This is a genomic window from Chitinophaga solisilvae (assembly GCF_009928525.1).
Lineage (GTDB): Bacteria > Bacteroidota > Bacteroidia > Chitinophagales > Chitinophagaceae > Chitinophaga > Chitinophaga solisilvae.
The window spans coordinates 141,726-164,062 of record NZ_JAABOK010000007.1; the positions used below are offsets into that span (position 1 = coordinate 141,726).

Annotated in this window: 18 protein-coding genes; 2 read left to right on the top strand and 16 right to left on the bottom strand. The window is 41.9% G+C overall.

Annotated elements, in window-relative coordinates:
* Positions 1 to 30 precede the first annotated feature (30 nt).
* From GWG06_RS16105 to GWG06_RS16170, 14 genes are all read right to left on the bottom strand, one after another.
* Positions 31 to 810 (bottom strand): AglZ/HisF2 family acetamidino modification protein, encoded by a 780-nt coding sequence (locus tag GWG06_RS16105; protein WP_160714440.1) that lies wholly within the window; start codon positions 808 to 810, stop codon positions 31 to 33.
* A gap of 1 nt (position 811) precedes the next feature.
* A complete protein-coding gene (gene hisH / locus GWG06_RS16110) occupies positions 812 to 1,426 on the bottom strand; it encodes an imidazole glycerol phosphate synthase subunit HisH (protein WP_160714442.1) in 615 nt (204 codons plus the stop codon).
* Positions 1,423 to 2,571 carry an N-acetyl sugar amidotransferase gene (locus GWG06_RS16115; protein ID WP_160714444.1) on the bottom strand — a complete coding sequence of 383 codons (1,149 nt, stop codon included), beginning with the start codon at positions 2,569 to 2,571 and terminating at the stop codon, positions 1,423 to 1,425. The genes hisH and GWG06_RS16115 overlap by 4 nt, the downstream gene beginning before the upstream one ends.
* Before the next feature lie 129 nt (positions 2,572 to 2,700).
* Positions 2,701 to 3,528 carry a glycosyltransferase gene (locus tag GWG06_RS16120; protein WP_160714446.1) on the bottom strand — a complete coding sequence of 276 codons (828 nt, stop codon included), beginning with the start codon at positions 3,526 to 3,528 and terminating at the stop codon, positions 2,701 to 2,703.
* Positions 3,529 to 3,607: 79 nt separating this feature from the next.
* The gene (locus tag GWG06_RS16125; protein WP_160714448.1) at positions 3,608 to 4,801 is read right to left on the bottom strand and encodes a glycosyltransferase family protein; all 1,194 of its coding nucleotides are present in this window, start codon (positions 4,799 to 4,801) and stop codon (positions 3,608 to 3,610) included.
* Positions 4,802 to 4,839: 38 nt separating this feature from the next.
* Positions 4,840 to 6,012 carry a hypothetical protein gene (locus GWG06_RS16130; protein WP_160714450.1) on the bottom strand — a complete coding sequence of 391 codons (1,173 nt, stop codon included), beginning with the start codon at positions 6,010 to 6,012 and terminating at the stop codon, positions 4,840 to 4,842.
* A 44-nt stretch (positions 6,013 to 6,056) separates the two neighbouring features.
* Positions 6,057 to 7,607: a right-handed parallel beta-helix repeat-containing protein gene (locus GWG06_RS16135; protein ID WP_160714452.1), complete on the bottom strand. Its 1,551-nt coding sequence runs from the start codon at positions 7,605 to 7,607 to the stop codon at positions 6,057 to 6,059.
* The gene (locus GWG06_RS16140) at positions 7,570 to 8,532 is read right to left on the bottom strand and encodes a glycosyltransferase (RefSeq protein ID WP_338076691.1); all 963 of its coding nucleotides are present in this window, start codon (positions 8,530 to 8,532) and stop codon (positions 7,570 to 7,572) included. Before GWG06_RS16140 ends, GWG06_RS16135 begins: the two co-directional genes overlap by 38 nt.
* A complete protein-coding gene (locus GWG06_RS16145) occupies positions 8,501 to 9,637 on the bottom strand; it encodes a DegT/DnrJ/EryC1/StrS family aminotransferase (RefSeq protein WP_160714456.1) in 1,137 nt (378 codons plus the stop codon). Before GWG06_RS16145 ends, GWG06_RS16140 begins: the two co-directional genes overlap by 32 nt.
* Positions 9,638 to 9,642: 5 nt before the next feature.
* Entirely contained in the window at positions 9,643 to 11,082 is a 1,440-nt protein-coding gene (locus GWG06_RS16150) for a lipopolysaccharide biosynthesis protein (RefSeq protein ID WP_160714458.1), read from the bottom strand.
* A gap of 40 nt (positions 11,083 to 11,122) precedes the next feature.
* A complete protein-coding gene (wecB, locus tag GWG06_RS16155; RefSeq protein ID WP_160714460.1) occupies positions 11,123 to 12,298 on the bottom strand; it encodes a non-hydrolyzing UDP-N-acetylglucosamine 2-epimerase in 1,176 nt (391 codons plus the stop codon).
* A 48-nt stretch (positions 12,299 to 12,346) separates the two neighbouring features.
* Complete coding sequence (locus tag GWG06_RS16160) at positions 12,347 to 13,636, bottom strand: nucleotide sugar dehydrogenase (protein ID WP_160714462.1); 1,290 nt, start codon at positions 13,634 to 13,636, stop codon at positions 12,347 to 12,349.
* Positions 13,637 to 13,656: 20 nt separating this feature from the next.
* Positions 13,657 to 14,745 (bottom strand): GumC domain-containing protein, encoded by a 1,089-nt coding sequence (locus tag GWG06_RS16165; RefSeq protein ID WP_160714464.1) that lies wholly within the window; start codon positions 14,743 to 14,745, stop codon positions 13,657 to 13,659.
* 27 nt (positions 14,746 to 14,772) lie between these two features.
* Positions 14,773 to 17,262 carry an SLBB domain-containing protein gene (locus GWG06_RS16170; RefSeq protein ID WP_160714466.1) on the bottom strand — a complete coding sequence of 830 codons (2,490 nt, stop codon included), beginning with the start codon at positions 17,260 to 17,262 and terminating at the stop codon, positions 14,773 to 14,775.
* Positions 17,263 to 17,797: 535 nt separating this feature from the next.
* Between GWG06_RS16170 and GWG06_RS16175 the strand changes: the two genes are divergently transcribed.
* On the top strand, positions 17,798 to 18,298 hold the full coding sequence (locus tag GWG06_RS16175) for an RNA polymerase sigma factor (RefSeq protein WP_127043907.1): 501 nt from the start codon (positions 17,798 to 17,800) through the stop codon (positions 18,296 to 18,298).
* Positions 18,299 to 18,369: 71 nt separating this feature from the next.
* Positions 18,370 to 19,491 (top strand): acyltransferase family protein, encoded by a 1,122-nt coding sequence (locus tag GWG06_RS16180; RefSeq protein ID WP_338076692.1) that lies wholly within the window; start codon positions 18,370 to 18,372, stop codon positions 19,489 to 19,491.
* On the opposite strand, the gene GWG06_RS16185 is transcribed toward GWG06_RS16180, so the two are convergent.
* Both GWG06_RS16185 and GWG06_RS16190 read right to left on the bottom strand, forming a co-directional pair.
* Positions 19,476 to 20,693 carry a sterol desaturase family protein gene (locus tag GWG06_RS16185; protein WP_127043909.1) on the bottom strand — a complete coding sequence of 406 codons (1,218 nt, stop codon included), beginning with the start codon at positions 20,691 to 20,693 and terminating at the stop codon, positions 19,476 to 19,478. The genes GWG06_RS16180 and GWG06_RS16185 overlap by 16 nt on opposite strands.
* A 230-nt stretch (positions 20,694 to 20,923) precedes the next feature.
* On the bottom strand, positions 20,924 to 22,336 hold the full coding sequence (locus tag GWG06_RS16190) for an RtcB family protein (protein WP_160714468.1): 1,413 nt from the start codon (positions 22,334 to 22,336) through the stop codon (positions 20,924 to 20,926).
* Position 22,337 lies beyond the last annotated feature (1 nt).

The window sequence follows — 22,337 nt, forward strand, 5'->3', positions numbered from 1 at the left end:
AGCTGAATCAGCCATGAGCGCGCTTGCCCCTCATGAAAATTTAAAATTACGCTGAATCAGTGCTTCTTTCTCCGTTTCGTTGGGGTAATTGATTAATACAGCCTTATAAATGCCTTTAAAAACAAAAAGACTTCCGGCTGAAGCCCCAATAATACCAAATTTATTGATTAAATCGCCAATATCTTTTAAGGAACCTGCTCCACCAAGCACTGTTAGCGGGAGATTGATCGCCTTTCTCACCTTTTCAATCAGATTAATATCGTACCCCTTCATCACTCCGTCATGGTCAATGGAATTGATAACAATTTCCCCGGCGCCCAGGTGTTGAAATGCTGCTGCCATTTCTACAGGATTCTTTCCGGTGGCTTTCTGACCGTTTTTAATATAAATCTCATATCCGCCCAGCATCCGTTTTTTCACATCCATCACAATCACCACGCTCTGGCTTCCCACCTGGTCAGCAATACGCCTTACGAGAGAGGGATCTTCGATAGCCGCAGCGCTGATGGCCACTTTTTCGACCCCCAGCCCGAAAATACGTTTCGCCTGTTCTACTGTTTTTACTCCTCCGCCGTAGCATAACGGCATTCGGCATTCAGCAGCCAGGCGGCTGATCATTTTATAATCAGGTTCTCTGTTCTCTGTGGTGGCATCAATATCAAGCACCACAAGTTCGTCTACCTGTTTCTCATTGAAAATCCGTACCGCATTGATGGGGTCTCCAACATATTTAGCGTTTTTAAAGTTGACAGTTTTTACAAGCCCCTTGTCCTTGATCAACAAACAAGGAATAATTCTCGGACGTAACATGTTATAAGTTTGCAAAGTTTTTAAGCAACCGGATTCCGTAATGATGACTTTTTTCCGGATGAAACTGAACTCCATAGATATTTCCTGCATTTACGGCAGAGGAAAATTCATCCCCGTAGTTGGTGACAGCGAGAATATCCTGATTTCTATGAGCTTTAAAATAGTAAGAGTGAAGGAAATAAAATTTCGAATTGGTTGTCAGCTCGGTAAAAAGGCCATTATCAGATTTTGGTTGTACGTCATTCCACCCCATATGCGGGAGTTGCGTTGCCTGATTGATCTGTGCAGGATCAAATTTCCGGACTTCACCATCAATCCACCCGAGTCCGTTGAGTACGCCTTCATCACTCCGGTTTGCCAGCATCTGCATACCCACGCATATACCCAGAACAGGTACCCGCTGTACCAGCACCTTTTCGTTCAGGCATTCCCGCATCCCGGATTTATTCAATTGCTCCATGGCGTAATCGAAGGCGCCTACACCTGGTAATATTATTCTGGTAGCATTCTCTAAGGCAGTCGTTGTTGTAGCGATAGTTATCGGGATATTCAGTTGCTTGTAAACATTTTCAAAAGCCCTTATATTACCTACTCCATAATCTATAATCGTTATCATCTGATTAGTTTTTTCTCCATACCCATCATGCGCATACCTTTAGCGCCCAGATCAAGCAAAAACATGTTATTCTTATAATCCCGGTAAGTTTTGTTTTCACCGGCTTCAATTGCTCTGAGTTCCTGAACCGTAATATCCAGTTTGGTTGCTATATACTCAAAGTCCTGCATAATTGTTTCATCATCATAAGGCTTGATAGCAATACGTTTCAGCGCCTCGTCCCTTGTTAGCTGCCCGGTAAGGATCAGGCTGGAAAAATGCGCCCTGCGTTTATCGAATCCGAATTTATTCAGCAGCCAGTATCCTTCATAAAATCTAGTAAAACGGGATTCATAATGTTTATGGGCATACTTCTGCCAGCCGAAACGTTCTACCAGGAAGTTCATGGCATCTTCCTTAATATATGGCATACAGTCAAGTGGCTTTACTACATTTATATTTTTGAAATATTTATAATATATTTTATATTTAAAGATGTCGGCGAGCGGAAATGTTTTTAAAGGAATTTTTCCGAATGTGGCATGTATATCTTTTAGCTGACGCAAATCGGAGGCATGATAATGCCATTCCAAAGGTTCTCTTACACATTCCGTTGAGTAGTTACCACCGTTCAGGATATACCTGAAACCGTGTTTTGCAGCAAAATTATAAAGGGCGGCCTGAAAGGCATGATCCTGCGGAGTATCCAGGTGAGCTACCTGCGCTTTAAAGAAAGCCAGCTGCAGGTCTTTCATTTCTTCCCAGTTTATTACTTCAGTATGCAGATCCAGGTTAAGTCCATCTACTATTCGTTCTATATTGTTTACAGCCTGCTGAGAGTTCCATCCGGCATCCACATGAAAAATCAGGGGACGTAGTCCAAAAACTTCTTTTGCAAGATATACCATATAGGAACTGTCTACTCCTCCACTGATACCTATGATGCAGTCATGATCCTGGTTACGGCCTTCCTGCTTGATCTTTTCAATGGTTTTCCATAACTTCTCCTCTCCCTCTTTATTCGGATGCCAGTTAGGTAAGATGTTCTGTTTGAAATTATGATAATAATCTGAAATACCATTTTCATCAAAAATAATATTCGAATCGCTGGTATCCATGATCGTTTTTGTACAAATCTGATACGCTCTTGGGTTATTTTCTTTCATTTATATATTATGTATTTTATTTATCACAAATAAGGCATTATCATTTCAAGTGAACTTGAAAACAAGTTTTAGGCTCTTACTTGTACAAAATTGCTCATCAAAGCATAATACCTAATATATAGACGCAGATTAATAGAAAACCCCCCTTACATACTTCCGGTAAATTTTATGATAGTCCCTGGTGATTTCCCAAAGTTTCCGTCCGGGAAGTTTATCCATAGTGGCATGATCATGATGGTTGACCTTAATTGATGGTTCATAAAATATCCGCAAGTTCTTTTCCTCTAGTTGTTTGGTAAGGAAAAACTCTTCTCCCATCAGGAAAGTGGGAGCCCATAAACTATCAAAATGTTTGAAAAAAAGAGGGCCAAGCAGGTAACAAGCTCCATATCCCTGGTAAATAGGTTGTGCCGTCTCATGCTGTGTAAAATCCTTACGGCGGGTGAACTTTCTGGTTATCATGGCAAGCCAGCCTATCATGACAGACATGGCATAGCTAGAGAAATAAATATCCCAGATGAATTCCCTTGTTCTGGAAATCCCATGCAATACATGAGGGTTCTGATGCTCCCCATCCAGCGTAATCAGATCCGGAGAGATAACAGGGTATGCTTCAAACAATGGCAGTTTATTTTGTACTGCCTGTGAAAAGTCCGGAGGAAATACAAGGTCATTATTACCAATCACAATATATTCCAGATTCCTATACTGATTCCTCAGGTAGGCAATTCCGACATTAAGGCCCTTGAAGTATCCTACGTTATCTTCATTCAGTATCAGGTGCACGGCAGGATAATCCTTTTTTATTTCCTTTAATTTATCTACATCTTCCGCTTTCGATTTATTATCTACAATTACAATATACAGATGAGAATCATTGTTAAGTAATATGGAATGAACGGCCTGTCTGGTATAATGAGAGTTATTGTAATTTGTAAATACAAATCCTATTTCCATACTCTTTAGATTTTTCATTTTATATAATACGTTAAAAATTCACATGTGTCCAGTTAGCGCCTGGTTAATGTATTACAGGCTACTTTCTTTCCAGCCCGTAAAGATCAATGTATTTTGCATTTAATATTTTACGCGAATAAAAGGAAACAGCCCTGGATGCAATATCTTTCCTTACATCATCCGGTAATGGCATAGCTGTTTCCATACCGGATTCAGCGACATAGTTCCCGATTGCCTGTGAGAACTCCCTGGCTTGATCTACGGTATCATTCATTATTACCGGAAGACCTGTCAGACAGTATTCTCCATGCTTTGTGGGAGATGCTACAAAATTCAGCTGCTTTGCCTCCCGGATTAAAAAAGCAAAATCCGCCAGATTGTAGTAGGCATTCATTTTATCAAAACTGACACTGGTAATAATAAATCTGTCCTGTATCAGGTCTTTGAAGTAGTCACGCGCCTTATCTGGTTCTGAAGTCGCAATAATAATGACATTATTCTCCTTTTGCAACAGACCTTTATATACTTTATACTGATCAGCCAGTGACTGGTATGCGATCATACTTCCGGAGTAAAGGTATACTACCTGGTTATCCTTAATATTCAATTCCTGGCGCATACCAGCCCTCAATACAGGATCAAAGAAAAATTTCTGTTCAGAAACCGGGCATGGAATGATATGGTAACGTTTTGTTCTCAATTTATCTTGGAACAAGGCATGCAGGGCACGGCTTACGAATATAGCCCCATAACTGAATTTTGTGTTTATATATGCAGAAAGCCTGCTGAAAGGAACCAGGTATACATTACCGATTCTTCTTACCAGTTTGCCTTTTCTTGATAAACTGTCTTTTAACTCATCCACAGCATCCCCCCGGCAATCCCAGTAAACGGGTAACCTATGAAATGGTTTTGCAAGTATGCAGAGAAAAGCAGTATAATCAGCCCGGGCATGAATGAAGTCATATTTCCTGCGGTGTTTCGTCAGAAAACTGATCAACAGTACCAGGTTATAGACAGAGGAAAACGGCATGTAAATATTTGCAGCTTTCTTCAGGGTAATTTTTATATTCGGATGTTTCTCAATAGTCTTCTGCAGGTTTTTCTGTGACAATTCCCAGGATTTCTCAAAAGTATCATAGGACAGGATATCAATAGTAAGGTTAAAGTTTGCCATGTCCTTAACATGTTCCAGTACCTGGGAGTTAAAAATGGTAGAGCCCACGCCTTCATGCAAAATAAATAGTGCTCTTCGTTGCTGATTTTTCATCATTATCTTATGATTACATATTTAATACTATCTACAACCTATTATGCAGCTAACAGCTGTGGGGGTTCTGAACCACGGGATCCATGATAATATATCAATGTATTCCCCCTCGCATAAATTGACAGATACAATAGTATATAGAGATTGTTATTGCCTGGAATGTCTCCGCTGGGTAAACTCGACAGGAAATAGAAAAAACAAAGGAATGTAATAATGTTAGGCTGAAATTTTTTAAAGAATATGCCCATTACAACTATAAATATCAATACTCCAATAATACCATTCTCAATAAAAAGTTCTAAGAAAACATTATGGGGATATTGTACAACATCCTTTCCGAAAAAAGAAATAGAATAAGATCCGATTCCGTTTCCCTTTAGATAATCGAACTTCAGACTGGAGAAAAGGCCTACCAGATTTACACGCTCGCTTAATGAATAAAAATTGGTTTCAAAAAGATAACCACCCACGAACTTAAATCCGATCAGTATCAGTAATACTATCAGGGTTAAAATCAAAATAATTTTCTTCTTGGAAACAAGATAACTCTTTATAAAGCAATAAGTAATAATCACTGCCAGCAAAGGGCCACGGGAACCGCCCGCAAACATCAGAAACAAGGCGATCAAGATAGAGGAAAAGTATAAAACCACATTCTTGTTGGTTGGCTTTTCACAATACAGCAACACGATCATTAACATGCCTATGAATCGGGAAAACCATATTGGATTATTTAACCCAGGAATACTGTAACGGCCAGTCTCATCTCTCACCCTGAATAACAAAAAGGCAAAAAAAGCGAACCAGATCAGACAATATGAATACAGCAGGAACTTCTTCTCCAGATCAAGCAGATTAATCTGTTTCTTTTCAGAAGACAGAAAAAAAAGTTCTATCATAAAAATGGGAAGAACAGTATTATATACAATGGAAATGAATTTCTCTTTAGAAGCAATGACTGAATTTGTATAGGAAATACTCCCTAATATCCATAAGAAAAGTAATGCCATTACTATTTTCAGCCAGTCTGCCGAAAATGTAAACAACCTGTTTACCAGCAATGTACCAATGATGGTAAAAATCACAATTATAGCCAGATAGGAAGGAACAGGTATTCCAATCATTGCAAAAACAAATGAAAAGAACACCGGAAACAATATCACTAAGGCACAAAGGTTATTGAATGTTGCCGACCTTTGGATGGTATACCCCATAATTGCAAAAAGTAAATTTAAAACATAAATACAACCAATATGGATTAGTACACATAAGAGTTCAACTTCCCGTTACATGTATATAATATAAGCTGGTGGCCTGAATTCAATGCAATACTCTTCCTTGATTTCCCGTTCAGTATATTGATTGTTGCCTTACTGGCATTATAATTTGAGTATACAAAAAAATAATCCTTCCCAACTTTATTGGCATCAACGGTAAAGACGTTAGTATTGCCGTTAATGGCTATAAAGTGATTTTCACCTGTCTCATCTGATATTTTTTCTGAAGCTGGTAATGCTGACCGCTGAAACATTTTTCCATCATTGACTTTAAAGTCTGCCACATTATCCTGATTCAGGTTTACATCACTTACAGTGGCCGCTGCATTTACATCAAAATAGCTATTGTTCTTTCCATACTTCTGTGCTTTTGTTCTGAAGAAATTATTACCTGAAATCTTCAGGTTCTGCGCATCTTTCAACTGAATTTTATCTGTGACAATAGATTCCAGAATATCATTATCCTGGATGGAAGCATCCTTAATACGAAGATTACCGCCACCATCTGTATTTACACCTATATAACTTTTCTGAATCACATTTGACTTCACAACAATGGAGCTGATAGGAAAATCGCCTCTCACCAGGGAAACACCTGCAGCAGTATTATCTGAAAGGAAATTTTCGGTTACCGTTACATTGGATCGCTGTACCTTTATCCCCCGTCTGCCATGCTTATAGCAGATGTTATGCTTTACAAGAATAGGCTTCAGGGCTGTCTGGTTATAGTAACCGGTAATCCCTGTAGCGGTTGCACCGATCTGAATACCGTCCCCATCATCATTACCGTTCGGATTATTATTGTAAATGATATTACAGCTGATAGTTCCTCCTTCCATAGAATGTATCCCTATACCGTCTGAAGGCAGTGTAGCATCTCCGTTATTATAAATCCTGTTACCGCTGATGGTGCCATTTACTACCCATGCAATCAGAATTCCGCTGTACTTGCAATTGGATATATCACAGTTAGTTATTGTGCAATTCTTTGAATAGTATACCCCTATACCATGACCATTCTTTTCCTGTTGTTTATTCCCGATAAGAGTCAGACCTGATATACTGAGCGTATCTGTGTAATAGAATGTCAGCAGGTTGCCTGTTCCTCTGGAGAAGCTTTTAAGCCTGGCGCCATTTCCGATAATGGTCAACCGCTGATACACATTGCTCCGGGTACCGGTTAAGGCTATTGTGTCAATTGCATAGGTTTTTCCTGATTCGAACACAACCGTACCATTTTGGGAAGCTGCCGTGCGGAAAGCTTCTGCAATTGCACGGCTGTCATCAGTACGACCATTTCCGGCTGCACCAAAATCTTTCACGGCAAAAGTATTTTTGTTTATCTGCCGGGCATCTGCAGATATTGTCAATATCAATAACCCCAAAAGTATGTTCCACAGAGACACTATTTTTGTCATAATGTTATTTTTTAAAGACAATCTTAAATGATTTCCGACATAACCAATCTTTAAGCCGATTAACCGTTTATTTATTCTATCTGGAAACAAAATTCCTGATTTTTTCCAAAGCATTCAAGAACTTTTCACATAACAATATAAAATAATATTTAATATTTTTCTGTTTGCTAGTTATTGCTTCCAGCTTTACTTTATTAATATAATACCGTGCCGGTACTGCAAAATTCAGAAAGGAATTTCTGATATTATATTTCCGGATATAATGAAGTCTCATTTCATACATGGATACAACAAACGCTAGGTGTTCACGGGGAGATTTTTTATTACTGGCAGAACCGGCCACTACCCTGTATACAGTTGTTACTTCATTCATATAGCCTATCTCTGCTCTACGTGCCAGCTCCAGCCATAATGGTGTATCCGCCATCCGAAAATCACGGATATCATTAAAAAACTCTGCCCTGAAGGAATCGAAAATTTCCCTTCTAAACATAGCAGTTGCTGTTCTTACCTTATACCTGAATTCCAGTAACCGGGCAATAACCTGTTCTCTTCCAATCCCTTCCAGTTGCAGACCTGCATTCCCGTTTCTTCTCAACTCACCAGTATCTTCATACTTTATATCGCAGTCAGAATGTACCAATCCAACTGAGGGGTTACTTTCCAGAAAATCGAACTGCCGCTGTAACTTCTCCGGATTACTCCAGTAATCATCTCCTTCGCAGAGAGCAATATATGTTCCTGAACACTGGGATAATACGAAGATGAAATTATTCATTACTCCAAGATTTTTCTTGTGAGAAAAATACCTGATACGTTCAGCGGCAGCAGGATGTTCATGAATGAATTGTTGCACGACCTCATCCGTATTGTCCGGAGAGCAGTCATTGGAGATAATCAGCTCAAATTCCAGTCCGGTATGCTGGTCAATAATCCCCTGGATTGCATCCAGAATATATCGGGCATGATTATACGTAATCATACAGATACTTACCTGCACTTTCCCATTATTTGTTTCTGCTGGCTGCTGCATGTTCATTCAGGATTACGGAAACTATCCTTTCTGCATCCGCTGCAGACAGGTCATGGTGTAAAGGCAGACAGATAACCTGACTGGCCATTTTCCGTGCAACTGGCAGGTTTTCCTGCGCAGCGGACGGCAGCCCCCGGTAAGTCGGAAAATCGCTTATCAGCGGATAAAAATATCTTCGTCCCAGTATTTTTTTCTCTTTCATCTTAAAATACAAATCATCTCTGCTGATTCCGAAAGCACTTTCATTAATAAATACCGGAAAATAGGAATAGTTGCCACTCACACCTGGTAACTCATGCAGGAAGGTGAGTCCAGGCAGATTTTTCAGTTTTTCTCTGTAAATACCTGCAACCATTTTACGGTTCTGAATGGCTTTGTCCACATGTTTCAAACTCAGCAGGCCATAGGCGGCCTGTACCTCATTCAACTTGGCATTTATTCCTGGCGCTACTACGGTAGTTTCATCAGCAAATCCGAAATTTTTGAGAAAATCTATCCGCTGTTTCATTTTAGCATCATGGCAAACAATAGCGCCACCTTCAATGGTAGAATACGTTTTAGTAGCATGGAAGCTTAATATGCTCAGATCTCCGTGATTCAGAACAGATGTTCCGTTTTGCGTAACGCCAAAAGCATGTGCAGCATCATAAATTACCTGTAGTCCGTAAGTTTCAGCAATCTGCCGGATACGTTCCGTATCACAAGGGGTACCATATACATGTACCGGCATAATAGCAGTTGTTCTTGGGGTAATGGCAGCTTCTATCTTCTCAGGATCCAGGTTCATAGTAACAGGATCGATGTCCACAAATACCGGTTTGATATTATTCCACCACAGGGAATGGGTAGTAGCAACAAAACTGTATGGAGTTGTTATAACCTCACCGGTTATACGAAGCGCCTGCAGGGCAGTAATTAAAGCCAGCGTACCATTGGAGAAGAGTGCCAGATGCTTTACCCCCAGGTAATCGCATAAAGCTTTTTCAAGTTCCTGATGGTAATCCCCGTTATTGGTTAACCATTTACGATTCCAGATTTTCTCCAGATATGGCATAAATTCTTCCAATGGAGGCAGCAGAGGGCTGCTAACCGTAATTTGCTTATCTTCCATTTCAATTATTTTTTAATAACAGTCAACAGCATTTGTTTCAAATCCAGATACTCTGACAATTTTAAGATTTCATAAATAACTATCGATAATACAACGCCTGTAATACATTGCAGTAAAAGCGTTATCCAGGGCAGAAAGTTCATAAAGGATATTCCCCACATAATAGAAGCTACCAGAGCAGCGACTAAAAATCCGGGAGCAAGATCCCTTATCTGTTCTCTGGTTGAATAATGCAATAACCTGCCAGAGAAATGACTATTCAGGAAATAGGCGATTACAGAAAGTAAAACACTGCCCCAAAGCATGTAGGTAATTCCAAACCAGATACCAATACCGATAACCGGTATAGCGATTGATTTTTTTATTATCTCCAGCTTCAGAAAAAGGTCTGACCGGCCTTTTACATTCAGTGCATTCAGGTTAATGGCATGTAACGGGTAAAACATCTCAGCCAGACAAAGTATCTGCAAAAAGGCTGCTGCCTGTAACCACTTTTCGCCAATAAGAATCAGTATAAGCGGTCTGGCAACTGCTGCAAGTCCCATCATTAATGCAAACGTAGGCAGCATGGTACTTTTTATTACTTTCCGATATGCCTCCTTCAACCGTTGGTTGTCATGCTGAATAGCACTTAAAGCAGGATAACTTACCCGCTGGACCACCATAGAAAGATTGGAGGAAAAAGCTGTTGCAAAAAGTTCTGCCCTGGTATATTGCCCCAACTGACTGGCCGAATAAAACCTCCCGATAATAAGGTAATAGATATTTTTGTAAATGGTTTCCAATAATCCTGCGACCAATAAATTTGATCCAAATCTGTACAAGCCTTTAAGGCTTGTCATGGAAAACTCCCTGGACGGGCGCCATGGGCTTGCTATCCACAATAATACTGTATTCAGCAGCTGCCGGGAAATTACCTGCCCAACAAGACTCCATACTCCCATCTGATAATAGGCCATCCCAACTCCGATAGCTCCGCTGCTTAATGAAGACACCAGCGAAATTTTCGCCTGCGTTTTAAAATCGATTGATTTTGTCAGAATAGTTTTGGGTATAATAGCCAAAGCACTTACTACTAAAAAAATGCCCATGGCACGCGTTACTGCTTTCAGTTTAGGCTCTTTAAAAAAGATACTGATAGCAGGCGCCAGTAAATACAACAATAGGAATATTGCTATTCCTATTGAGAGGTTAAAAAAGAAAACAGTATTATAATCTTGTGTCGTAGCATCATTCTTTCGAATCAAAGCCTGACTGAATCCGCTATCAATAAATGAATTGGCGACCGCTATAAAAACCGTAATCATTCCGAGTATACCAAATTCAGCAGGAGACAGTAACCTCGCAAGGATCAGGCCTACCAGAAATGTAATACCCGAATTGGCCAGATTATCTATAAAGCTCCAGGTAACTCCCTTTATTGCTTTCTGCCTTAGTAAACTCATAACACTTCAAAAAATTTCATACGAACTGGTCCTTCCGGCTTTACCCCTCAATTGTACTTTGAAGTACTGGTCTACTGGTGATCTCTGATTCTATAACATGAACTATTCTGGAGGCTGTTTTTCCATCCCAGAACTTAGGTGCATTCCCTGTTTTGCCTTCGCCTGCCAGAATAAGGTTTACTTCCTGTTCAATTTCAGTTACCTTGATCAGCTTGTTGCTCCCTTCTGTGATGGTAACCGGACGTTCTGTATTAGGACGTACTGTCAGACACGGTACATTCAGATAAGTTGTTTCTTCCTGAATTCCACCGGAATCTGTCAATACAAATTTTGACGAGGACACAAGAGCAATAAATTCAAAATATCCCAATGACTCTATCAGAAATATATTATCCGATTTATTGATACTCTCTAACAAGCCAAATTCCTGAATATTCTTATAGGTTCTGGGATGAATTGGAAAGATCATTGGCGTCTTCTCTGCAATCTTAATCCAGATATTCACCAGGGCAGTTAACTGCTCCCTGTCATCTACATTGGAAGGCCGGTGAAACGTCATCACACCATAGTTATTCTTATTAAAGTCAACCCCTATCTTTATACGACGCTGTTTATTCAACAGATCAAAAGCCAGGTTTTCGCTATCAATATTAGGCAGATTTTTAACTAACGTATCAATCATCAGATTTCCCACCATATGAATCTTCTCTGCCGCCACGCCTTCATTTGTCAGGTTTTCATCTGCATCTGCACTGGTTGTAAAAAAATAATCGCTGATGGAATCTGTTACAAGACGATTGATTTCTTCGGGCATGGAACGATCATTACTTCTGAGTCCTGCTTCATAATGTACAGTTTTGATACCCAGCTTGGAAGCTACCAGGGTGCATGCTACTGTACTGTTTACATCACCAACCACCAGTACCATATCTGGTTTGATATCAAGGCACACCTTTTCGAACCCTTCCATAATGCGTGCAGTCTGCACTGCATGGGACGCAGAGCCAACTTCGAGGTTTATATCCGGTAAAGGAATATTTAACTGTCTGAAAAACAAATCAGACATCTTCTCATCATAATGCTGTCCTGTATGAACAAGTATGGGCTGAATCAGGTGGTGGTCTTTCAAAACATGCATCAAAGGAGCAATTTTCATGAAGTTAGGCCTTGCCCCAGCTATCAGAATCAGTTTAAATTTTGTATTACTATTTTTCATATTCAGACTTATTATTCAAATGATGAAGATGGGATGAATGCACTAAAATTACAACCTGCCATCAACCAGTTCCTTGCTTAAAAAGGCCTTTGTATCAAACACGACTGCATCAACACCCGATTTCAGGGTATTGAAATCAATTGCCAGGAACTCATTATGCGCCACTGCCAATATTATTGCGTCGTACTTTTCATTCAATACAGGCAACAGCTCTACGTCATACTCTTCCTTAACATCAGCAGCATGGGCATGAGGATCATAGATGCATACCTGCACACCAAACTGAATAAGTTCCTTATATATATCGATAACTCTGGAATTACGTACGTCCGGGCAATTTTCTTTAAACGTAAAGCCCAGGATCAGTACCCTGGAACCATCAATCTTATGCCCTTTCTTAATCATTAATTTTACCACCTTATTGGCGACGAACATTCCCATATTATCATTCACCCTTCTTCCTGACAGGATAACCTGCGGATGATAACCCAGGGATTCTGCCTTATGTGCCAGATAATATGGGTCCACTCCAATACAATGCCCACCTACCAATCCTGGTTTAAACTTCAGGAAGTTCCATTTGGTTCCGGCTGCTTCCAGCACTTCAGTTGTATCAATACCTATTCTGTCAAAAATCAGTGCCAATTCATTAACGAAGCTTATGTTCACATCTCTTTGTGCATTTTCAATGGCTTTGGATGCTTCTGCTACCTTAATGCTACTGGCTTTGAATGTACCTGCAGTTATTATGCTTCTGTATAATCCGTCCACTTCTTCAGCAATCTGGGGTGTAGAGCCGGAAGTAACCTTCTTGATTTTGACAAGTGTGTTTAATTTATCTCCGGGATTGATACGCTCAGGAGAATATCCGCAAAAGAAATCTTCATTGAATTTCAGGCCGGATATTTTTTCCAGAACAGGTACACAATCTTCTTCTGTACATCCAGGATATACAGTAGATTCGTAAATAATGATATCTCCTTTTTTAAGCACTTTTCCCAACATCTCTGAGGCTTTCAACAGAGGAACCAGGTCCGGTTTTTTATAGTGATCAATCGGTGTGGGTACGGTAACAATGAATACATTGCATTGCTCCAGCGAAATGGGATCACTTGAAAATTCAAGTCCAAAACTGTTATTGGCAACATCTCCTGTAATTGCCAGATGCAGTCCTTCCAGATCCGCTTCACGCGTATGATCCTCTCCTCTCTGCAGTTCTTCAATACGGGATTTATTTATATCAAATCCCAGCACGTGGTACTTTTTTCCGAATTCTATCGCTAATGGTAGTCCAACGTAACCAAGTCCGATAATTGCTATTCTCTTAGAAGATGACATTACTTATTTTGATTATGAGGTTATTTCATGATGTCTTTATACAGCTTCCTTATGCAGATAATGATGCAGGCGAGAAATCCCCCGACTATAGCACCAAGTATGCCTCCTTTGGCAAACCCCCATTCCTTTTTTTCCAGTGGAAAAATAGGTTTATCTACAACCTGAATAACCGGAGTTTCCTGTGCCATAGTAATTTTGCTTAACTCCAGGTTTTTCACAATTTCTCCATACATAGTCTGGAGCATCATCTTATCACGGGTAAGCAGTTCTGTTTTTACGCTGGCTATTCTTCTGGCCGGGTTCTGATTCAAATCCTGTACTTCTGCAGAAGCGTATGTTTTCCTGTTCAGTAAAATTTCCATGGAGTCTGCCTGAAGCTGCAAGCGGTCAACACTCCCTTTAGTCCGTTTGGTTTTGGTATCTATATAGAAAGCTGATGCCTTCTCCACCAGTGACTCAATAAATACTTTTGAAAAAATTTCATCTTCTGAAGAACAGGTAACAGAAATGAAGTCAAGATTTTTATCTTTCTTTTCTACTTTCAGCAGTTTCTTTGTAATGACTTTATAAGCTTCATTCAGTATACTATCTTGCTGGAGGGAAAATTTACCTCTGTCAGCATTGAGTGGGAAATCAATATGTTCCAGTGTTTTGTTTTTGGCCATCCTTTTTCTGTTACCACTGAAGTCCAGAAAATGGTTCATCAGTGTCATGGCTTTATTATTGAGGGTTACAGGTGAAAGCAGGGTACTTTCTACCATCAGACGGGAAGTCAGAAATTCCATGATATTATCATTGGTAAATACACCGGCGCCACTACTACCTCCACTCAGATCAAGGCCAAACTGACTGGCAATTCCTGCATATGCCCCCATGCCACCTTGACTATTTTCCTGCAATACAAAAGTGAGCTTACCTTCATACTTAGGCTTCAGAACGGTTACGATATAACAACCCAAACCTAAACCGGCTGCGGCGGCAATCAGGATAATCAGTTTCTTTTTCCAGAGATATCCGCACCAATCATAAAACCTTAAAACAAGATCTTTGACAGATATTTCATTACTCCGGAATTTATCTGCATCCGGGCTATTTTTATACGAATCCATGTAATTTATTATCTAATCCTGAAGGAATCATTTTACCCTGGTCAATATCGTCACAATTACAAGAGCTATGGAAGCCAATCCACTGGCCAATCCCACTGCTTCTCCCGAGCTCAGGCCTTTTCTATCCTTTCTGGTTGGCACATAAATTTCTGCGCCGGGTTTAACTTTGGGGTAAGCATTAAAGAACATTACTTTTTTCGTATTTCTTACTTCACCATTAGCGTACACAATATAACTACGTCTTTTCAGTGCCTGTGAAGTAAATCCGCCAGCACCGTGTACGTAATCCTTGAAAGTATAATTTCCATCGTACCTGATCTTCTTGGGAAAATACACTTCACCAAATAACTGTACCGTCTGTAATTTTTTCGGTACTTTAATAATATCTCCCTGTTCCAGCAATAAATCATACTTGGATCCCGGGTTTTTCATAATCAGTTCCAGGTTAATACCTAACAGCTGCATTTTTCTGTCTACCGTACTCTGTACACGGGAAATATCGCTACTGTCCTGCAGTTTGTTATAAAAAACCTGGAGTTTATTAGCGAGCAATATGCTATCACTTTCGTTGATAAATGTTTTACGCATCATTACCGCTCCCTGCGCATATGCTTCCGGACGCAGACCACCGGATCTTTTAATCAGATCTGATACTCTTTCAGAACGATTGTTGATCGTATAATCACCAGGATATACGACTTCTCCGCTGATCAATACATTTGCCTGTGAAGAGTAGGTAGGAGACCGACGGATTACCACCTCATCAAAAGGACGCAACACAAATCCGCTTGCATCAGGGTTACTGCTGAGGTCAGCATTGATATCAAACTGCTGTATAACTGATTTAATACTATCTTTCGGGTCATACTCCCCGCCACGCACCCTTCGCGAAATTTCTATGTGTTTGGTACTTGCTGCATCAGTAAGGCCTCCGGCCAAAAGCACCAGATCTTCCAGATGCATACTGTCAGCATAACTGAAAAAACCAGGTTTGTTGACCTCTCCGTCAATTCTTACTTCATAGCCACCACGCAGATCAAACTTGGAATAAATGATCACACTGTCTTCTTTCTGTAAGGCCAGCGTGGTTTTCCCGGTTAATACGTCTCTTACGTTGAAATTAAGATATGCCGGTGTAAAATCCTCCTGCAAACGACGAATCAACCCCCTCGACAGGGCAGCTATTTCCTTCACCCCATCAGCACGTTTTATCAGATCCCCAACTGTCATATTCTGCTCGAGTGCATAATTCCCCGGATGAAATATTGCTCCTGAAATAGTAACCCGGTTACTGAAACGATTTAAGATTGAATCGATGAAAAACTGATCTCCGGATTTCAGTTTAAAGGAAGCTACCTCACTAGCGGGAACGTTCACTACTTCTCTTTCTTTATTATTAACCCGAAAAACGCGGATCACGTCTCTGAAAGAGACATCTGTATACCCGCCTGCGTAATTAATAATCTGCTGTAGGGTTTCATTTTCCTTAGCTTCAAAGATGGCCGGACGCTTTACTTCTCCGGATAGCTCCACTCTTGTTTTATAGGGATTAACCTTCACAATATCCTGATCCTGCAATACGATATTATTAGTCAGATCTCCATTGGAAAGAAAGTCATATAAGTCAAATGTAACTACAGGCACGCCGTTACGGATCACCTGAATATTACGGAAAGATCCATTTTCATTCGGACCACCGGAAACATACAATGCATTTGCAACAGTTGCAAGTGAAGGGATTGTATATGAACCAGGTTTTACGATTTCACCAATCATCAACACCCTGATACTACGGATACTCCCCAGTGTTATCTGAACAGAAGTATTTCCAGATCTGATTCCACTGTAAATAGACGATAACTGTTTGGTAATACGGATTCTGGCCTCTTCCATGGTAAGACCATTTACATACACCGGCCCCAGGTTAGGCACACGTATATAACCCTCCGGAGAAACTTTCAGTCGATGCTGTACTTCAGAATAACCATAAACATCAATCAGTAACTCATCACCGGCAGCAAGGCGATAGTTGAGGGGAGTAGGCATTTTAAGATTGGGCTCGAAAGTAAGATTTTTGTTATTGAACAACTCTGACCCGAAAATGCGTTTTCTTCTTTTAGCCAGATCCCTGTCTTCTCTCGATTCCCCTTTTCTATCAATTGTTTGTTCGTCCGCAGCATCATCTACCTTACGGCTACCTGTCTGATCATCCTGTGAAGAGGCATCTTTCTGTTGAGACTTCGCATCCAGCTCCTTATCCAGGCCCAATTGCTGTATTCTGCTTTTTAATTTGGCAACTTCGATATCCGGAATCCCTTTCTGCTGAGCATAAGAGTCTATATCTGCAAAAGCAATATTACTTTTCTTCATTTCCGACACCAACTGACGTACCTGATCATCCGTCAGATTATCTACCTTCATCTGCTTGATTTGCTCTTTTGACAATATTTGATTCTGGGCGGTTACACAATAGCCAATAAACAGGAACAGCTGGATCAGCAATAATTTTTTGAACATGTATTAATAGGATATAAAAACTTCTCGAATATCTTTTTTGGAAACAATTGTAAGGTGCTATCTGGTTATGATACAGCCAAACAAGTTGCAAATCTATTAAAAATAACATATAAATGTTACAGGAATCCCCTGTGGTGAATCATTTTATTCTTAAATCATTCACCTGCTTTATTTAAACGTTTCAACATTCATTTTCAATGGGTTGTCAGGAATAATAATCAGATTTAATAAAAATTAGTTTTAAGCAGTTTATAATATCGCAATAAACGTCATATGAAATTATTGCAACATATCAAAAATTGAATCAATCTTTTTCCCGCTTTTTCTCGTTAATACCTTTAGAGTCAATTCAAAATACCTGTTTTCCATATTAAACCACCAAAATCTTTACTCAGACCGGTCCTGTGAACATGCGAAACCTGTTGCGCCATGTGAAACTACTCAAAAAACATTATAAATCAATCATTTGAATAGCTGTGAACGCTTGAACCGAGAACTTTTCTGTTTAAATTAGTTAAGGCAAAACTTAAACAATATGTCATCTGTTGAATTTAACACCTTGCTCATCGGTAATGCTGATTTCCTGAAACCCTTTGCATTTACCCTTACCAAAGATGCGGAACAAGCCAAGGATCTTTACCAGGAAACCCTCTTCCGGGCCCTCTCCAACCAGGAAAAATACCTGGAAGGTACCAACATCCGTGCCTGGCTTTTTACCATCATGCGTAATATCTTTATCAACCACTACCGCAAAAAAGCCAAAACAAGGCTGGTAACCGAACCTGCCATCAGCGATTTCTTTCTCAACTATCAGCAGATGCCCGCCTCCAACAAGGCAGACACCAACCTGCGCATGAAAGATATTCACGTCGCCGTTTATCACCTCCCCCCTATCTTTAAACAACCCTTCATGCTCTACTATGAAGGATACAAATATTTCGAAATAGCTGATATACTCCAGGAACCACTGGGCACCATCAAAAGCAGAATACACTTCGCCAGAAAAATCCTGAAAAACCAGATCCCCCGGCATTAACCGTGCCACTGTGACGATTCGGTTATAATTTCTATCTTGGTGAATTAACAATCCACCAAATAATCGCTATCGTGACAGCACCACAACGTTTTCTATCTCTCGATGTTTTCCGCGGCCTCACCGTTGCCGCCATGATACTGGTCAATAATCCCGGTAGCTGGGACTATGTGTACCCGCCGCTGGCGCATGCCAAATGGCACGGCTGCACCCCTACTGACCTGGTATTTCCCTTCTTCCTGTTTGCTGTCGGCAACGCCATGAGCTTTGCCATGAAAAAATATGAAGCTGCCGGTAATACCGCCGTCATCAGGAAAATCCTCACACGCACCATCCTTATCTTTGTGATCGGACTGCTGCTCAACTGGTTCCCTTTTGTAAAATGGACGGACGGCGCACTCACCTTCAAACCGCTCAGCAGCCTGCGTATACTCGGCGTACTACCCCGCATCGCCCTCTGCTACGGCGCGGCAGCCCTTATCATCCATTACCTGAAAGATAAAGGCGCCTTCGTGGCGGCAGGCGTACTGCTTTTCGTATACTGGTTCCTGTTACTGGCATGCGGCACCGGAGATCCGTACAGCCTGGAAGGCTATGCCGGACTGCCGCTCGATAAGTTAATACTCGGTGAAAATCATATGTACAGGGGTGAAGGCGTTCCCTTTGATCCGGAAGGACTGCTCAGTACGCTCCCGGCTATCTGCAACGTTATCTTCGGCTATCTCGCCGGCAGGTTCATTCAGGAGCAGGGTAAAACCTACGAAATGCTGGCCCGCCTGCTTATCATGGGCTGCGTAATGATCTTCGCCGCCCTCTGCTGGGATATGGTCTTCCCTATCAATAAAAAAATATGGACCAGCTCTTATGTGCTGTATACAGTAGGACTCGCCCTCCTGTTGCTCTCCGTAATTATGTATATTATCGAATTCCGCGGGGTCACCAAAGGTTCGGCCTTCTTTACGGCATTCGGTAAAAACCCGCTGTTCATCTATATCCTGGCAGGTGTGGTCGTGAAATTATATGCCGTAATCAGGCCAACGCCCGACCAGAACCTGTACAGCTGGATTTATGAAAATATCTTCCGCCCTATAGGCGGCAACATGAACGGCTCACTCCTGTTCGCCGTTTTTCATGTCTGCGTGTTTGCCGCAATAGGCTGGTGGATGGATAAGAAAAAGATTTACGTACGGGTATAACCATATACCAACCGGTAATACCTTTCCCTGAGCCGCGACTGAAAATACACTGCTGTAGTGAGTATCAGCGCGGCCAGGCATAACACCTCCGTATGCGGCCAGCAATAATATACCGCAAAACTCAGTACTGCATACCGCGCATATTCCAGGTAAAACACCCAGCGCTTCTGCTCCAGTATGGCGCCGCAGTTGATCAGCGTCAGCAGTATCAGCAAGGTGATGCAGATCTCTATAAATACCGGCGTATAATGCTCCAGCAAAATAAACAGGAACAATAAGGTAAGTGTGGTCGCTATCTGCCACACAACATAATTATTCAGTTTAGGCGTTTCCGTTATACTGCTGTTACGCAGGAGGAAAGTTTCTTCCAGCACCGCCCTGGCTTCCGGATCTACATTATCCGGCTTACCGAATACCACTTTCAGCTTACTCCGCCAGCCTTTGGCCGCTCTTGCGGAATAGAGCATCTCCAGTATAAAATGAAAATGCTGCCAGAGGAAACTGTTACTCTGCAGCGGCTTGGTCAGACCATACACCGGCTCTTCCTCTTCCTTCTGAAAAGTGCCAAACAATTTATCCCAGATGATAAACACATCACCATAATTCTTATCCAGATACTTCGGATTGCTGGCATGATGCACACGATGATGGGAAGGCGTTACCAGTATATATTCCAGAATGCCCAGGTTACCGATGGTACGCGTATGAATGAAGAAAGGATACAGCCCGTGCACCAGCAACATGCTCGTTATCATGGCCGGCGGAAAACCAATTACCGGCAGTACCGCCCAGAATCCCGTGCGGATAAATGCCTGAAATACGGTAATACGCGCAGATACTGTATAGTTGAACTCCTCGCTCTGATGATGTACCACATGCGCACACCACAATACCGTTACCTCATGCGCCAGCCGGTGATACCAGTACCAGATAAAATCAGTACAGATCAGCAATGCCACCCACAGCAGCACACCTGCTTTGATATCGAACAACGCATAATGCCGGTACAGATAATCATATACAAAATAGAACAGCCCAACGGTAAACACATCCAGTAACCGCTCGGCAATGCCAACACTGATATTGGCAACAGAATCATTGAACTTAAAATACTTCTTCCCCTTTTTATGCGCAACCAGGTACTCTAATCCCATAAACGTCAGGAAGAGCGGAACAGCCAATGCCAGATAATTTAAATGCACATTGTTTTTTTTAGAATCCGGAAATCAAAATAAAAGCACCGGAACCGGCATGGCGCCAGCCCGCGCATAGGTGTTTTCTTTTCTTGTGATCAGTGGTGGTAAATCAGCTACAATGATAAGTAATTAAATTTAATTATCCTACTAAATTTGTAGACTACTAAAAATGAAAGGCGAAAAGCAGCATTACGCTGCCTTCCGCCCTGTCTTCATTGCATTGTATGTTTCAGTTATTAATCTTCTGCCGGACCGCCATCAGCCATTCTTACCAGCTTCGGCCAGAATTGCCCTGCTACCTCTACCAGCTGCTGCTGTGCAGCCATCACCTCATGAATGTTTTTATACGCACCGGGCGCTTCATCCAGTCCGCCGCCAATCAGTGTAACGCCATTATCTGCCAGTACTTTACTCAGTTCTTCACCGGAGATAGCAGCCATCGCTTTTGTACGCGACATCTGCCGCCCGGCGCCATGCGACGCAGATTGCAAACTGGTGGTTTCACCTTTTCCGCGCACAATAAATCCCGGCGCCGTCATGGAGCCCGGTATGATACCCAGTACGCCCTTACCTGCCGGGGTAGCGCCTTTACGATGCACAATCAGTTCCTTCCCGTGATGTATTTCTTTCCACGCGAAGTTATGGTGGTTCTCCACCCTTGCCAGCAAAGTGGCGCCCATAGCAGCTATCAGCCGCTTATGAATCAGGTGGTGGCAGGCGGACGCATAGTCGCCGGCCAGGTTCATTGCCAGCCAGTACTCCTGCCCTTCTTCTTTGTCAAGATCCAGCCAGGCCAGGTGTTGCGCCTCGCCGGGGAGTACACACAGCTCTTTTGCCAGACGCGTATAATGCCCGGCTACCTGCGCTCCCAGTCCGCGGGAACCGGAGTGCGACAGCAACGCTATATAATTCCCCGGGGGTAACTGCCATTCATTATCTGCATCGCTGATAGCGGCAATACCCCATTCGACAAAATGATTACCGGAGCCGGAAGTACCCAGCTGCCCGGAAGCCTTATCCAGCAGGTTACGCAGCACCGGAATCTCCCGGAACTCATTTCTTTCCAGCACAGCATCGGCTTCCCGTTGCTTCCATGCTGCTCCTGCACCAAATTTGGTATGCTTCTCCAACGCACGCCGATACTGGTCATGCTGTGATGTCAGCGAGGCTACCGGCAAATCCACAATACTCAGGCACATACGGCAACCAATGTCCACCCCCACGCCATAAGGTATTACGGCATTATCTGCCGCCAGCACACCGCCGATAGGCAATCCATACCCCTGATGCGCATCCGGCATCAATGCACCGGCTACGGCAACGGGCAAACGAACAGCGTTCTGCAGCTGCCTGATAGCTCCCGGATCGATAAAGTCTGACCCGAAAACTTCATATTCCACAGGTTCTGCCCGCAGGGCCACTATACGCGGATCTTCCTTTATCATCAATTCCGCGGCTATCTTTCCCAGCTTTTCATCTGCGGCATATGCTTCAGGATCCGCCAGCACCTGCTGCAACAAATCTGTAGCGGCTGCTGTTGTATAATCCGCATAATGTTCTTCTATAACTTCTATGGCTATACGAATAACTAATCCCTGCGGATAGCCTATGCTTCGTAATGTTTTACCATCTAATTTTAATGCTGACATA

What these genes read in the sequence shown, in the direction of transcription:
- GWG06_RS16105 (WP_160714440.1), bottom strand. Translation starts at nt 810, where the DNA reads ATGTTACGTCCGAGAATTATTCCTTGTTTGTTGATCAAGGACAAGGGG.
- hisH (WP_160714442.1), bottom strand. Translation starts at nt 1,426, where the DNA reads ATGATAACGATTATAGATTATGGAGTAGGTAATATAAGGGCTTTTGAA.
- GWG06_RS16115 (WP_160714444.1), bottom strand. Translation starts at nt 2,571, where the DNA reads ATGAAAGAAAATAACCCAAGAGCGTATCAGATTTGTACAAAAACGATC.
- GWG06_RS16120 (WP_160714446.1), bottom strand. Translation starts at nt 3,528, where the DNA reads ATGGAAATAGGATTTGTATTTACAAATTACAATAACTCTCATTATACC.
- GWG06_RS16125 (WP_160714448.1), bottom strand. Translation starts at nt 4,801, where the DNA reads ATGATGAAAAATCAGCAACGAAGAGCACTATTTATTTTGCATGAAGGC.
- GWG06_RS16130 (WP_160714450.1), bottom strand. Translation starts at nt 6,012, where the DNA reads ATGGGGTATACCATCCAAAGGTCGGCAACATTCAATAACCTTTGTGCC.
- GWG06_RS16135 (WP_160714452.1), bottom strand. Translation starts at nt 7,607, where the DNA reads ATGCTTTGGAAAAAATCAGGAATTTTGTTTCCAGATAGAATAAATAAA.
- GWG06_RS16140 (WP_338076691.1), bottom strand. Translation starts at nt 8,532, where the DNA reads ATGAACATGCAGCAGCCAGCAGAAACAAATAATGGGAAAGTGCAGGTA.
- GWG06_RS16145 (WP_160714456.1), bottom strand. Translation starts at nt 9,637, where the DNA reads ATGGAAGATAAGCAAATTACGGTTAGCAGCCCTCTGCTGCCTCCATTG.
- GWG06_RS16150 (WP_160714458.1), bottom strand. Translation starts at nt 11,082, where the DNA reads ATGAGTTTACTAAGGCAGAAAGCAATAAAGGGAGTTACCTGGAGCTTT.
- wecB (WP_160714460.1), bottom strand. Translation starts at nt 12,298, where the DNA reads ATGAAAAATAGTAATACAAAATTTAAACTGATTCTGATAGCTGGGGCA.
- GWG06_RS16160 (WP_160714462.1), bottom strand. Translation starts at nt 13,636, where the DNA reads ATGTCATCTTCTAAGAGAATAGCAATTATCGGACTTGGTTACGTTGGA.
- GWG06_RS16165 (WP_160714464.1), bottom strand. Translation starts at nt 14,745, where the DNA reads ATGGATTCGTATAAAAATAGCCCGGATGCAGATAAATTCCGGAGTAAT.
- GWG06_RS16170 (WP_160714466.1), bottom strand. Translation starts at nt 17,262, where the DNA reads ATGTTCAAAAAATTATTGCTGATCCAGCTGTTCCTGTTTATTGGCTAT.
- GWG06_RS16175 (WP_127043907.1), top strand. Translation starts at nt 17,798, where the DNA reads ATGTCATCTGTTGAATTTAACACCTTGCTCATCGGTAATGCTGATTTC.
- GWG06_RS16190 (WP_160714468.1), bottom strand. Translation starts at nt 22,336, where the DNA reads ATGTCAGCATTAAAATTAGATGGTAAAACATTACGAAGCATAGGCTAT.